A 13726-nucleotide genomic window follows, 5' to 3' on the forward strand; every position below is an offset into this window, starting at 1 on the left:
ACCAGTCGTGGAGGTTCAGCATTTTGATGGTGAGCATCCCCGACAGGCCGGATATGAGCTCCTGGTTGATATCTTCCTCCGCCTGCCCTGCGCGGATATAGTTCTGCACCAGATATTTTTCCGTGATGAGCGGGGGCAGGAACTGGATCATGCCGAATGCCGTCAGCAGGCCCGCTATCCACAGGCCGCTGTCCCTCCGGGCCAGCAGAAGGGAATAGAGGAGGAGTCCCGCCCCGGCCTGGATCAGGCCCGGAAGCTTCTCCGTGAAGAAGTCCACACATTCGGGGATATCTTTTTCGCAGAGGACTGTGAGCCTGCCCTCGCTGTCCGGGCGCAGGGGCCCTTCCAGGTATCTGGCGTACAGGGCGCATTCCAGGTCGTTCGTCCTGCGCTGGCGGCAGGGCGTCCATAACCGGCCCTTGACATAGGCACATGCCAGCTGCACCGCGAATACGACGCAGAGCTTTTCCACAATGAGGACTCCTCTTTGATAGGAAAAATCGGATAAGATGTCTACGAAGGCGGCAAGGTAACGGGCGATGAGGAAAATGCAGAAGGTGTCTGCCAGGAGCAGGACCGTACAGGCGGCCATGCAGAATCTGTGGTTCTTGTATAAGTCTTTTCTGTTCATTGCGGGGCTCCTTTGGGCGGTATCCGGTTTTCTGCCGCCCTGCTCCCCGGAGGAGAGCAAGGCTTGTGCGCTTTGGCTTCCGTGTGGCATGCGTGGAAGCGCAAGGCCATGGATAGTTTACGATAGGAGCGGCTTCTCTGTAAGGGGCTGATTGGATAGGACCGGGCTCAACCTCCGGTTGGAATAAACGGAAAGAATGGATGAATATTTATGTTGACAATCGGATATACTTTGTATATACTTAAGGTATGAGATATATTCCATCCTATATACCGTAAGATAAAGAACCTGATACACAGAGATAACGATGTACACATAAGATAGTACACAGACGAAGAGAGAGACAGGGATTATATGGATATGAAAGCCAAAGCGATGACAAAAGATACGATGACGAATTTTGCGACTAAAACAATCATACGGAGGTGGGGAAACAGTCAGGGAATCAGACTTTCAAAGGAAGTGCTGTCACAGATGGACTTAAAAGAGGATGATACGGTAGGAATCAGTATATATGATGGAAAAATGACTATTGAGAAAATCAATAAGCCGAAATATCTTAATTTACAGGAAAGGTTGGAGGCATTCTACAAAAGACCGCTTGAAGAGATTTATGTTGAAAACGAGCAAGAGGTTGATGTAGGGAATCCGGTAGGGGATGAAATGTGGTAACTTATAAACAAGGCGATATCATTGTCATGGATTTTGACCCTCAACAGGGGCATGAACAGCGAGGGAGGAGACCGGCAATCATTCTGAGCAATGATGTACTGAACCATCATAGCTCATTAGCGCTTGTCTGTCCTATCACGAACACGAACAAAAGGCATCCATTTCATATTGAATTGGACGGGCGGACACAGACCACAGGCGTGATATTGTGCAATCAGGCAAAGATGCTGGATGTCAGAGCGAGGAACGCGCAGTTCAGAGAGGAATGCCCGGAGGATATCTGGAAGGAAGCCAGAGAGTTGATCATCAGCTTCATGTAAAGGCAGCATATAGCGGCAAAGGCATTTGGTCTGTATTCCAGATGCCTTTTTGTATGTGAAAAAAGCTTGCATAAGAAAACAAAAGAAGCTAAAATAGATATGGCCTGTAAACAGATTGAGAGAAAGAGCAGAAACCATGCCCAAGAGAATGATTGAGACGAATATAACGGAAGAGGACATCAAGATAGAAGGCTCCCTGCGCCCCCAGAAATTGGATGACTACATCGGTCAATCCAAGGTGAAGGAGACTCTGAAGATTTATATCGAGGCAGCGAAGCTGCGGGGGGACGCTCTGGACCATGTGCTCTTCTACGGGCCTCCGGGTTTGGGGAAGACCACGCTGGCGGGCATCATCGCCAATGAGATGGGCGTCCACTTGAAGGTCACTAGCGGGCCCGCCATCGAGAAGCCGGGGGAGATGGCCGCCATCCTGAACAACTTAGAGGAGGGAGACCTGCTGTTCGTGGACGAGATACACCGCCTGAACCGCCAGGTGGAGGAGGTGCTGTATCCTGCCATGGAGGACTATTGCATCGACATCATGATAGGAAAGGGCTCCACGGCCCGTTCCGTGCGGCTGGATCTCCCCAAATTCACGCTGGTGGGGGCCACCACCAGGGCGGGGCTCCTGACAGCGCCCCTGCGGGACCGGTTCGGCATGATCCATCACCTGGAGTTCTATACCATAGAAGAACTGCAGCTGATCATCCTGCATTCGGCCCGGGTGCTGGAGGTGGAGGTGGAGCCTGAGGGGGCCCTGGAGATGGCCCGCCGCAGCAGGGGCACGCCCAGGCTTGCCAACCGCATCTTAAAGAGGGTGCGGGATTTCGCCCAGGTGAAATATGACGGCATCATCACCGAGGAGGTGGCCAGGACGGCCCTTGATTTGATGGATGTGGACAAGCTGGGGCTGGACCATATCGACCGAAATCTGCTGCTCACCATGATTGAGAAGTTCGACGGGGGGCCTGTGGGGCTGGATACGCTGGCGGCGGCCATCGGGGAGGACGCCGGGACCATTGAGGACGTGTATGAGCCCTATCTGATTAAGAACGGCTTCCTGAACCGCACGCCCCGGGGAAGGGTGGCCACGGAGCTGGCGTACCGGCATCTGGACTGCGGCATCTATCGGCAGAAGCCGTGACGGGGGCTGCGGGAGGCTGGATGACTTAGACGGCCCGGGCGGGAGCCTGGACAGCGGAAATAAAATGGAGATTTACGAAGTAAGCTATGAAGGAAATAAGGAAAACAACGAAAACCTTAAAAAACTGACAATAGTGTCATGCATGACGCTGACCTTGTGTCTTGCCACATCTGCCTGCGGCGGGAAAGACGAGGCGGAAGGGACAAAAGACACTGCCATGGGGTTAGAGCCCGTGGCGATTGGCGGGGAGTCGGAAGCCGGGACAGGCACATCCCAGGGGGAGGCCGCGTCAGACGAAGATCAGAATCCTTCGTCTGTCTCGGATTCCAATCAGGGGACAGCTGCGGAAGCCGATAATTCAGAATCGGACACTGCGTCTGCAGAAGACGGAACCTCCGGCAGCGCAGACAGCACAGGCGGCGGGGAAAGCGCTGCCGCTGCGCCCCAGATTAATGTGGATATTCTGCGGGAGGCCCGGACGGACGATGGGGGAGAAGAAATCGTCTTTGCGGAATATCCCATGTTCACCCTGGCAGGAGACGGCGGCGCATACGGAGGGCTGTCGGCGGCGCTTGACGCCATAAACGCCCAGTACAAGTCGCAGAACGAGGCGCTGTTGGACGAGCTGCAGGAAAGCATCAAGGACTACAGGGAGTTTGTGGATCCTGCAGGTGTGTTCGGCCAGGGAACCAGCTCCCATATATACAGATGCGATACCGATGTAGTCAGCATCCTGGTCCTGCGTACCGTGAACATGGGAGGCCCCCATCCCAACAACTACTGGGACTATTACAACCTCAACGCCAAAACCGGAGAGAATCTGCAGTTGTCGCGGTTTGTGACCATGGATGAGGCGATGGTAGAGACCGTCATAGGGCAGCTCCATGAGAACTATCCCGAGGTGGAGTTCGACGATGCGGTGCTAAGAGCGGAGATACCGGAGCTCGTGGCGGGAGACAGCATCGGCTGGTGCTTTAATGAAGGGCAGATTGTCCTGGACTTCCCGGAGGGCTCCTTTGGATTCGGCCATGCGGTGGGGAGCCTGGGGGTAACGGTTCCTTTAGAGTTGCTGATACTATAAGGAGTGAACTGTATGAAACAGGTTTATCCAACTTTTATATTATACTGCATAACGCTGAATACTGCCTAATGCAATCAAGCGATTGAACCAGTCAGCGTTATGCAGTCTGGTTTCACGGCAATGCTGGAATCAATGTTTCAAGAGTATTACAAGAAGCATTGATGAACGTGTTGAATATTAAGAGAAATATAGGAAGGAGACCGGCTATGGGTATATTAAAAAACGGAGCGTTATGGACGGACACGGACGGTGCCCCCATCCACGCCCACGGCGGATACATGATTTCATTTGAAGGATACTATTACTGGTACGGGGAGGACAGGAGAGAGGATTATTATGTAAGCTGCTACCGCTCCAAAAACCTGTCGGACTGGGAGTTCCGGGGGCATGTGCTCACCGCCTCCTCGAAGACGGAAGCGTACCGCGTCAGGACGAAAATCCGGCTGCGGCGGGAAGACGGCGGCAAGGTCAACCTGGAACGGCCCAAGGTGCTGTACAATGAGCGGACGAAAAAGTTCGTCATGTGGATGCATTTCGAGAACGGAAAGGACTATCACGACGCTGCGGTGGGAATCGCCACCTGCAATACGCCGGATGGAGCCTTCACCTATCACGGACATTTCAATCCATATGGCTTCATGTCCAGGGACTGCACCCTGTTCCAGGACGATGACGGGACGGCCTATTTCATCTCGGCAGCCCGGGACAACGCGGATTTGCACATGTATCGGCTGACGGACGACTACATGAATGTAGATACCCTGGTTCACAGGCTCTGGCAGGGAGAATACCGGGAGGCCCCCGCGGTGGTGAAGATAGGCGGGAAATATTACATGCTGAGCTCCTTCTGCACCGGCTGGGCGCCGAATCAGGGGAAGTACGCAGTGGCCGATTCCATGGAGGGGCGGTGGAGCCGTCTGCGGGAAATTGGGGACGAGACCACCTACAGAAGCCAGCCTACCTTTGTCCTGCATGAGGACGGAAAAGTCCTGTACTACGGCGACCGCTGGAACGCGGAGGACTATTTTGCGTCCGGCTATGTGGTCTACCCGCTGCATGTGGAGGGGGACGGGCTTGTCATGGAATATGTGGAGGAGATGGCGTTTTTGGACTGAATCGGATTCTTGTGACTGTTAAGTGCCGAAAAATATAAAGTTTACATATTTTTGTTGATTTAAAAATCGAATCATGGTATTTTGGTAATGTGAGCCAAAGGCAGCGAAAGGGCAGGAGGTTATCAATGGAATGGAAGAAGAGCATCCCATGGAAGAAGAGCATCCCATGGAAGAAGAGCATTCCATGGAAGAAGAGCATTCCGCGGAAGGCGGAAGCGCAGTTGACCGACTGGAGACTGAGAAAGTCGGGCAAGGCTCTGCTGGTCAATGGTGCCAGGCAGGTGGGCAAGACCTACATCCTCCGAAAATTTGGTGAAGAGCAATTTGAAAATACGGTCTATGTGAATCTGGAGACGAATCTTGCCGCCGCTTCTTATTTTGCCGGAGACATTTCGCCGAAAAAAATCCTGCAATATCTTGAGGTTGCCGCCGGGGAGGCGATCCGTCCCGGCAAGACGCTGCTTTTCCTGGACGAGATTCAAGCCTGTGAGAGAGCGCTGACGGCCCTGAAATATTTCAGCGAGGAAGCGCCGGAGTACCATGTGGTGGCAGCGGGGAGCCTGCTAGGGGTGGCGATTCATAGGGAGCGATACTCTTTTCCGGTGGGCAAGGTGGAATCACTGGTGCTGTATCCTCTGGACTTCGAGGAATATCTTTGGGCAAGAGGGAAACATAAGCTGGCGGAAGCAATCAGGAATGCCTATGGATCCATGGAGGCTCTGCCCGACAGCCTCCACCTGGCGGCGACAGAACTGTATCGGGAATATCTGCTGGTAGGCGGAATGCCGGCCAGCGTCAATGCCTTTATGGCGAATGACAGCTTTCTGGATGCCGCTCTGGTACAGAACGATATCCTGGACAACTATATCGCGGATATGGCAAAATATGCCACAAATGCGGACAGCGCCAAGATTCGGGCCTGCTACCAGTCCATACCGGCGCAGCTCGCTAAAGAGAATAAAAAATTTCAGTACAAGATTGTACAGAAGGGCGGAAGCGCGGCTATTTTCGGCGCTTCTATCGAGTGGCTGAATTTTGCAGGCATCGTCCTGAAATGTCAGCGCATCGCACAGGCGTACGAGCCGATTTCCGTGTATGCGGACTTGTCGGCCTTCAAGCTGTATATGGGCGATACGGGCCTCCTTGTCACGAAAGCGGGCATCTCCGGCCAGACCATTCTGTCCGGGGAGGGCAATCTCTTCATGGGAGCGGTGACGGAGAACTATGTGGCCCAGCAGTTAGCGGCAAAGGGATATCCCCTCTACTACTGGGAAAGCGCCAACGCCGCGGAACTTGACTTTGTATTACAGAAAGAGAACCAGATTATCGCCATAGAGGTAAAAAAAGGGGAGCATGTGCGTTCCAGAAGCCTGAGCGTTTTCAGAGACGCGTATCAGCCGGCATATGCCATCCGGCTGTCCCTGAAGAATTTCGGTGAAAAGGACGGCCTGAAATCAGTGCCTCTATATGCGGCATTCTGTATTTGACCATCCCAAACTCCCATGCAGCCGGCCGCACCACCAACCCTGGCTGCCATTACACACAAAAGACACAGAACAGGAGCGAAAGCTATGCCAGAACAGATTCCAGCAGGTGAACTCACCCCTATGATGCAGCAGTATATGGAGACGAAGAAGCAGTATGACGACTGCATCCTTTTTTACCGGCTGGGGGACTTTTATGAGATGTTCTTCGAGGATGCAAAGACGGTATCCAAGGAGCTGGAGCTCACCCTGACGGGAAAGGCATGCGGCCTGGAGGAGCGGGCGCCCATGTGCGGCGTCCCTTACCATGCGGTGGAGGGATATTTGACCAAATTGGTCAACAGGGGCTACAAGGTGGCCATCTGTGAGCAGGTGGAGGATCCCAAACTGGCGAAAGGGCTGGTAAAGCGGGAGGTCATCCGCATCGTGACCCCCGGAACGAACCTGAACCTCCAGTCCCTGGAGGAGTCCAAAAACAACTTCCTCATGAGCATCGCCTACACCCCCACGAAAATCGGCATCTCCGTGGCGGACGTCACCACAGGGGACTACTATCTCACAGAGGTGGAGGATTTAAAGAAGCTGAACGACGAGCTGATGAAGTACGAGCCCTCGGAAATCATCTGTAACCAGAATTTCCTGGTCAGCGGCTTCGATGTGGAGGGGCTGCGGGGGAAGTACCACATCTCCGTCAACGCGCTGGAGCCCCATCTGTTTGACGACGACGGATGCAGGCGGCTCCTGCTGCGGCATTTTAAGGTGAATACCCTGATCGGGCTGGGCATCGAGGATTTCCCCACGGGAATGACCGCGGCGGGGGCGCTGCTGCAGTACCTGTACGACACCCAGAAGACGGACCTGGCCCATTTCACCCATCTGTATCCCTATCTGACCAATAAATACATGCTGCTGGACAGCTCTACCAGACGGAACCTGGAGCTGACGGAGACCATGCGGGAGAAGCAGAAGCGCGGCTCTTTGCTTGGGGTGCTGGACAAGACAAAAACGGCCATGGGCGGGCGTCTCCTGCGGAGCATGCTGGAGCAGCCTCTGATCGATAAGGAAGAGATGGAGAAGCGCCTGGACGCTGTGGAGGAGCTGGGGAAGGACAGCGTCTCCAGGGATGAAATCCGGGAATACCTGAATCCTGTCTACGATCTGGAGCGGCTGCTGAGCAAGGTCACCTACAAGACGGCGAACCCCAGGGATTTCATCGCTTTCCGCAATTCCCTGGAGATGCTCCCGGCCATCAAGTCGGTGCTGAAAAGCTTCTCCTGCCGGGAGCTGCGGGAGGTGGAGGAGCGCATTGACGGGCTGCAGGATATCTTTCAGTTGATCCAGGCCTCCATCGAGGAGGATCCCCCGGTGACCGTCAGGGAGGGCGGCATCATCCGGGACGGCTTTGACGAGACGGTGGACATGCTGCGCAGCGCAAAGCGGGACGGGAAGCAGTGGCTGGCCCAGCTTGAGGAGACGGACAGGGAGCGGACGGGCATCAAGAACCTGAAAATCAAATACAACAAGGTCTTCGGCTATTATTTTGAAGTCACCAATTCCTATCAGAACCTGGTGCCGGAGGACTATATCCGCAAGCAGACCCTGGCCAACGCGGAGCGCTATACCACGCCTAAGCTGAAGGAACTGGAGGATACGATCCTGAACGCGGAGGACAAGCTCACCACCCTGGAGTACGACCTGTTCTGCAAGATCCGGGATTCCATCGCCTGTGAGCTCGACCGGATCCAGACCACGGCCAAGGCAGTGGCGAAGCTGGACGTGTACGCGGCGCTGTCTCTGGTGTCGGAGCGCAACCACTACGTGCGGCCGAAGCTCAACGAGAAGGGCGTCATCGACATCAAGGACGGAAGACATCCTGTAGTCGAACAGATGATAGAGGGGGACATGTTCATCTCCAACGATACTTTCCTGGACAACAACAAGCACTGCATCAGCATCATCACCGGCCCCAACATGGCGGGAAAGTCCACTTATATGCGCCAGACCGCGCTGATTGTGCTGATGGCCCAGGTGGGATGCTTCGTCCCTGCAAAGAGCGCCAACATCGGCATCGTGGACAGGATATTCACCCGGGTGGGGGCTTCCGACGACCTGGCCAGCGGGCAGTCCACCTTTATGGTGGAGATGAACGAGGTGGCCAATATCCTGCGCAACGCCACGTCCGACAGCCTGTTGATTCTGGATGAGATCGGCAGGGGGACATCCACCTTTGACGGGCTGAGCATAGCCTGGGCGGTGATCGAGCATATCAGCAGCCGCAAGCTCCTGGGGGCCAAGACCCTGTTCGCCACCCATTACCATGAGCTCACGGAGCTGGAGGGCAAGATGAGCAATGTGAACAATTACTGCATTGCGGTGAAAGAGAGGGGAGACGACATCGTCTTCCTACGGAAGATCATCAAGGGCGGCGCGGACAGAAGCTACGGCATCCAGGTGGCCAGGCTGGCGGGGGTGCCAGACATGGTGATAGACCGGGCCAAGGAGATCGTGGAGCAGCTGACGGACAATGATATCATAGAGAAGATACAGAACATCACCGTGGACGTAAAGGACACCAAGGTGAAAAGACAGCCGAAGCCGGACGAAATCGAGCTGTCCCAGATGTCCCTGTTCGATACGGTGAAGGACGAGGACGTGCTGAAGGAGCTGATGGAGGTGGAGGTGAACACCCTTGCGCCCATCGACGCCCTGAATGTGCTCTACAGGCTGCAGAATAAGCTGAAGAACCGCTGGAAGTGCGAAGAAACCCGCAGGCCTGACGCGGCGAAGGGGAAGGTGTGATATGGCGCAGATACATATTCTGGATTCGGAGACGATTGACAAGATCGCTGCCGGGGAGGTGGTGGAGCGGCCCAGCAGCGTGGTGAAGGAGCTGGTGGAGAACGCCATCGACGCAGGGGCCGGGGCCGTCACGGTGGAGGTGAAGGGCGGGGGAATCGAATTCATCCGTGTGACGGACAATGGCTGCGGCATGGAGGGGAGCCAACTGCGGAGGGCTTTCCTGCGGCATGCCACCAGCAAGATAGAGGACGCGGAGGATCTGACGCGGATTTCCAGCCTCGGGTTCCGCGGGGAGGCGCTTTCCAGCATCGCGGCGGTGGCCAAGGTGGAGGTCATCACCAAGACCGCGGACAGCATGACAGGGTGCAGAATCGCGCTGGAAGGGGCGAAGGAGACGGGCTTTGAGGAGGTGGGCGCACCGGAGGGCACTACTTTTCTGGTGCGCAACCTTTTTTTCAATACCCCGGTCCGGCGGAAATTTTTGAAGCAGCCTGTGACGGAGGGCGGCTATATCGTAGACCTGATGGAACATCTGGCGCTGTCCAGGCCGGATATCTCCTTTAAGCTGATTGTGGGCGGGCAGATGAAATTCCACACTTCCGGCAACGGGGATTTGAAAGAAGTCATCTACCGCATTTACGGGCGGGACGCGGCCAACGAGCTGGTGCCCGTCCAGGTGCAGGGAACAGGTGTTCGAGCGGAGGGGTATCTGGGAAAGCCTGTACAGGTGCGCTCCAACCGCAATTTCGAGATTTACTTTATCAATGGAAGATTCATCCGCAGCAATGTGGTGTCCAGGGCCGTGGAGGAGGGCTATAAGGAATATCTGATGCAGCACAAATTCCCGTTCTGCGTGCTGCATATCACCATGGACGCGGGGCGGGTGGACGTGAACGTGCATCCCACGAAGATGGACGTGCGCTTTGACGATGCGATCGGCTTCAGCAGTTTCCTGATGGAAGCCGTCCGGGAGGCGCTCCGCAGCAGGGAGATGATTCCGCAGGCCTCGCTTTCTACGGAACGGGAGCTGCGGGAGGCCAGGAAAGAGGAGAAGAAGGCAGAACGGTCCGCCCCGGGAAAGCAGTCTGCCCCGGAGCCCTTCGAGCACAGGCGCGGGCGGGATTTCCGGGTGATGGAGGAGGCCAGATATGACGCGGGCAGACCGAAAGCCCGGGATTTTGCCCGGAATCCTGTGTGGGCGCGGGTAAAAGGCAGCTCGGCGGCCGGGGCCGAAGGCGGAACGGAACCTGCTGAATTTTCGCAGACAAAAGAGACAGGAATGGGAGCCGTGACGACAACGGAGACCATGGAGACGGCTTCCCCGGAGGAGGAAGAGCTCTTCTTCACGGAGACTTCAGAACTGCCGGAGGAACCTGTGGAAGAGGAGCATCCGACAGATAATCCCTTATCCGGGAGCGCGTTGACGGATGACGAAACTTCGGATTTCCCCACCGCCGCAGCGCAGCCGGACGAGCCTTTCCGCCCCTCGCCTGCGGGGAATGCCGCGCCGCTGCCCGGATACCCTTCCGCGGATCAGCCGGAGACCTACAGCGGCGAGCAGATGAACCTCTTCGAGGAAAAAATCCTCACCCTGGAAAACCGCACCCGCTTCCGCATCATCGGACAGGTCTTCGATACCTACTGGCTCATCGAATTTGAAGACAAGCTCATGATGATAGACCAGCATGCCGCCCATGAGAAAGTCAATTACGAGCGGCTGATGAAGCGATACCGGGAAAAGAATGTGCTGTCCCAGGGGCTGATGCCCCCTGTGATCGTCAGCCTCTCCGGCCAGGAGGAGGCTGTGCTGAGGGAGCATCTGGACACCTTCGCGGCCCTGGGCTTCGAGATAGAGGCTTTCGGCGGAAGCGAGTACGCCCTGCGCAGCGTCCCGGTGGATCTCTACGGCTGCGACGAGCGGGAGATGTTCCTGGAGGTGCTGGACAGCCTTCTGGACGGAACCGGTTTCGGCAGCATCCGCGTCATCGAGGAAAAAATCGCCTCCATGTCCTGTAAAGCCGCTGTGAAAGGGAATAATAAAATCAGCGTACCGGAGGCGGAGACGCTGATCGATGAACTGCTGACCCTGGACAATCCCTACAACTGTCCCCACGGCAGGCCTACCATCGTGACCATGACGAAGGCGGAGATGGAGCGGAAGTTCAAGCGTATCGTGAATTGACAGGGAAGTTATGAATACAGAGTTGTAGTCAAGCGTTTCATGAGAGGGCACCGAATATGTTTGATAAATGTTCTTTGATGCAAAGACTGAAGGAACTCCCGTTTTCCGAAAAAGAATACTGGGTAGTCGCCGGCGGCGCCATGGTTTTACATGGATTTCGTCCTCAGACACATGATATTGATTTGGGCTGCAGCGCGCGCCTGGCAGATGAGCTGGAACAACAGGGGCATGCGGTTTCACGCTGTGAAGACGGAACCAGAAAAATCTTATATTCGGAAGACATCGAGATTTTTGAGAACTGGATTGAGGGCACAGTGGAAACGATAGACGGCATTCCCGTTGTGTGCGTGGACGGACTTATACGGATGAAAAGGAACCTTGGCAGGGAAAAGGATTTGGCGGATATTGAATTGATTGAAAAGAAATTGAGCGAAAGGGCAAGAGGGCCATATGCGGCCAAGCCTCCCATGGTCATCCTCTCAGGCCCCACGGCAGTGGGGAAGACCAAGCTGTCCATCGCCCTGGCAAAGGCCATCGGAGGTGAAATCATTTCCGCGGACTCCTGTCAGGTCTACCGCCACATGGACATCGGCTCCGCCAAAATCACGGAGGAAGAGATGCAGGGCATCCCCCATCACATGATAGATATCCTGGAGCCCTGGGAGGACTTCAGTGTGGCGGTGTTCAAGGAGAAATGCGGGCAGTGCCTCCCCGGAATCTACGCCCGGGGCCATATCCCCATCGTCACCGGAGGCACCGGCTTCTATGTCCAGGCGCTGCTGCGGGACATAGACTTCGGTTCCGGCGGGGAGGCAGCTTCTGACCCGGAGCATGCCCCATCAGTTACGGACTGCCCCCCGGAGCCCGCTACAGGGAGCCCGTCTCTGGAAGACGATGCATCCGCAAGCGCCGTTCCGGACGGCTTCCTGGCAGAAAGCATAAACATCGTTCCCAGAGGCACCCGGTCGGAAAGCGTGGGTACCGTTCTGGGGGATGCCTTGACGAAAAGTGCGAACATGGTTCCCGGCGCCTGTACCGAAAACGGCCCATACCGTGCCTGGCTGGAGGAACTGGCAAATCAAAAGGGGCCGCAGCATCTCCACAACATGCTGCGGGAAATCGACCCCGCCTCCGCAGAAGCCATACACCCCAACAACAGAAAGCGCGTCATTCGGGCTTTAGAATTTTTTCATTTGACGGGAGAGCCCATATCGCGCCATAATGAGAGGGAGCGCGAAAAGGAACCCGCCTACAATGCCTGCTACTTCGTCCTCAACGACAGCAGGGAGCGGATTTACGAGAATATCGGCAAAAGGGTGGACGAAATGCTCCGCCAGGGCCTGGTGGCCGAGGTGGAGCGCCTGCGGGAGATGGGCTGCCAGCGTGGCATGATTTCCATGCAGGGGCTTGGCTACAAGGAAATCCTGGCTTATCTGGAGGGCGAGGCATCCCTGGAGGAGGCCGTGGAGACCATAAAGCGGGACACCAGACATTTCGCAAAGAGACAGCTCACCTGGTTTCGCCGGGAAAAGGATGTCATCTGGGTGGAGAGAGAAAAATTCCACCGCAATGAGGAAAGGATACTGGAATTCATGCTACAGGAACTGCAGGATAAAGGAATCATAGCTTCCCCACAAAAGCCCCAGCCCCCGTCCATCTACCTCTTTTCCGGCCCCTGCGGCTGCGGAAAGTCTACCCTGACCAAAGCCTGGGCCAAGAAGCTGGTGAACGAGGGCAGGCGGAAACAGATTTATGTCATCCACGGGGACGACTTCCACGCAGGCTTCGTGGAGACTGACTACAAAGGAGACTTCTTCCGGGAGGGAAAGCCCTCGGATGCCCTGGCCTGGGAGGAAATCCTGAAGTTCAACTGGGAGTGCATTCTGGACACGGCGGGAAGGGCCTTGTCCCGTGGCCTGGACGTGGCCGTGGACTATGTGGTGGAGGAGGAGCTTCCCCTGATGCGTCGACTGGCAGGGCAATACCACGCGAAGCTGTATTATATCGTCCTGACCGCAGAGGAGGAGGCCATTAGGCAGCGCATCGCCAGGCGGGGGGACGTGGAGCTCACGGAGCGTGCCCTGTTCCTGAAAGACGAGCTGGAGCACAGACTTGAGAACCAGGGGCATCTGCTGGACAATACGGGAAAGACCCCGGAGCAGACGCTGGAACAGCTGGAGGCAGAGCTGGAGAGCTTCCTGCTGCGGCAGAACCCGGAAGCGGCCGGATAAGGAGGACAGGATCCGAGGAAATCAGGCCTCATGGCGGCATGGAAATGACGCGTCAAATCCCGCAAGG

The 13726-nt window shown here is 55.9% G+C and carries 8 protein-coding genes and 3 pseudogenes; all 11 read left to right on the top strand.

Translation table 11 applies throughout. The features are described 5' to 3' along the window. Window positions 1-991 precede the first annotated feature (991 nt). A complete protein-coding gene (locus tag Q2B33_RS01865) occupies window positions 992-1303 on the top strand; it encodes an AbrB/MazE/SpoVT family DNA-binding domain-containing protein (protein WP_300573212.1) in 312 nt (103 codons plus the stop codon). Beyond that, the gene (locus Q2B33_RS01870) at window positions 1297-1623 is read left to right on the top strand and encodes a type II toxin-antitoxin system PemK/MazF family toxin (RefSeq protein ID WP_300573215.1); all 327 of its coding nucleotides are present in this window, start codon (window positions 1297-1299) and stop codon (window positions 1621-1623) included. The genes Q2B33_RS01865 and Q2B33_RS01870 overlap by 7 nt, the downstream gene beginning before the upstream one ends. A gap of 136 nt (window positions 1624-1759) precedes the next feature. Continuing rightward, window positions 1760-2767 carry a Holliday junction branch migration DNA helicase RuvB gene (gene ruvB / locus Q2B33_RS01875; RefSeq protein ID WP_300573218.1) on the top strand — a complete coding sequence of 336 codons (1008 nt, stop codon included), beginning with the start codon at window positions 1760-1762 and terminating at the stop codon, window positions 2765-2767. A gap of 64 nt (window positions 2768-2831) precedes the next feature. After that, a complete protein-coding gene (locus Q2B33_RS01880) occupies window positions 2832-3848 on the top strand; it encodes a hypothetical protein (RefSeq protein WP_300573221.1) in 1017 nt (338 codons plus the stop codon). Window positions 3849-4054: 206 nt separating this feature from the next. Then, window positions 4055-4963 carry a family 43 glycosylhydrolase gene (locus Q2B33_RS01885; protein ID WP_300573224.1) on the top strand — a complete coding sequence of 303 codons (909 nt, stop codon included), beginning with the start codon at window positions 4055-4057 and terminating at the stop codon, window positions 4961-4963. A gap of 125 nt (window positions 4964-5088) precedes the next feature. Then, complete coding sequence (locus Q2B33_RS01890; RefSeq protein ID WP_300573227.1) at window positions 5089-6450, top strand: ATP-binding protein; 1362 nt, start codon at window positions 5089-5091, stop codon at window positions 6448-6450. An 84-nt stretch (window positions 6451-6534) separates the two neighbouring features. Next, on the top strand, window positions 6535-9246 hold the full coding sequence (gene mutS / locus Q2B33_RS01895) for a DNA mismatch repair protein MutS (RefSeq protein ID WP_300774932.1): 2712 nt from the start codon (window positions 6535-6537) through the stop codon (window positions 9244-9246). Window position 9247: 1 nt separating this feature from the next. Continuing rightward, window positions 9248-11428, top strand: a complete 2181-nt coding sequence (gene mutL, locus Q2B33_RS01900; protein ID WP_300573475.1) for a DNA mismatch repair endonuclease MutL — start codon at window positions 9248-9250, stop codon at window positions 11426-11428. Between the two features lie 467 nt (window positions 11429-11895). After that, window positions 11896-12231, top strand: a pseudogene (locus Q2B33_RS24430) (tRNA (adenosine(37)-N6)-dimethylallyltransferase); the annotation flags it as partial. Between the two features lie 246 nt (window positions 12232-12477). Next, a pseudogene (miaA, locus tag Q2B33_RS24435) lies at window positions 12478-13044 on the top strand (tRNA (adenosine(37)-N6)-dimethylallyltransferase MiaA); the annotation flags it as partial. Between the two features lie 57 nt (window positions 13045-13101). After that, a pseudogene (locus Q2B33_RS24440) lies at window positions 13102-13659 on the top strand (AAA family ATPase); the annotation flags it as partial. Window positions 13660-13726: the final 67 nt, after the last annotated feature.

Origin of the sequence: uncultured Acetatifactor sp. (assembly GCF_948601915.1) — a bacterium.
Classification (GTDB): domain Bacteria; phylum Bacillota; class Clostridia; order Lachnospirales; family Lachnospiraceae; genus Acetatifactor.

Coding starts and splice junctions, on each gene's coding strand:
- Q2B33_RS01865 (WP_300573212.1), top strand. CDS start 992: ATGAAAGCCAAAGCGATGACAAAAGATACGATGACGAATTTTGCGACT.
- ruvB (WP_300573218.1), top strand. CDS start 1,760: ATGCCCAAGAGAATGATTGAGACGAATATAACGGAAGAGGACATCAAG.
- Q2B33_RS01880 (WP_300573221.1), top strand. CDS start 2,832: ATGGAGATTTACGAAGTAAGCTATGAAGGAAATAAGGAAAACAACGAA.
- Q2B33_RS01885 (WP_300573224.1), top strand. CDS start 4,055: ATGGGTATATTAAAAAACGGAGCGTTATGGACGGACACGGACGGTGCC.
- Q2B33_RS01890 (WP_300573227.1), top strand. CDS start 5,089: ATGGAATGGAAGAAGAGCATCCCATGGAAGAAGAGCATCCCATGGAAG.
- mutS (WP_300774932.1), top strand. CDS start 6,535: ATGCCAGAACAGATTCCAGCAGGTGAACTCACCCCTATGATGCAGCAG.
- mutL (WP_300573475.1), top strand. CDS start 9,248: ATGGCGCAGATACATATTCTGGATTCGGAGACGATTGACAAGATCGCT.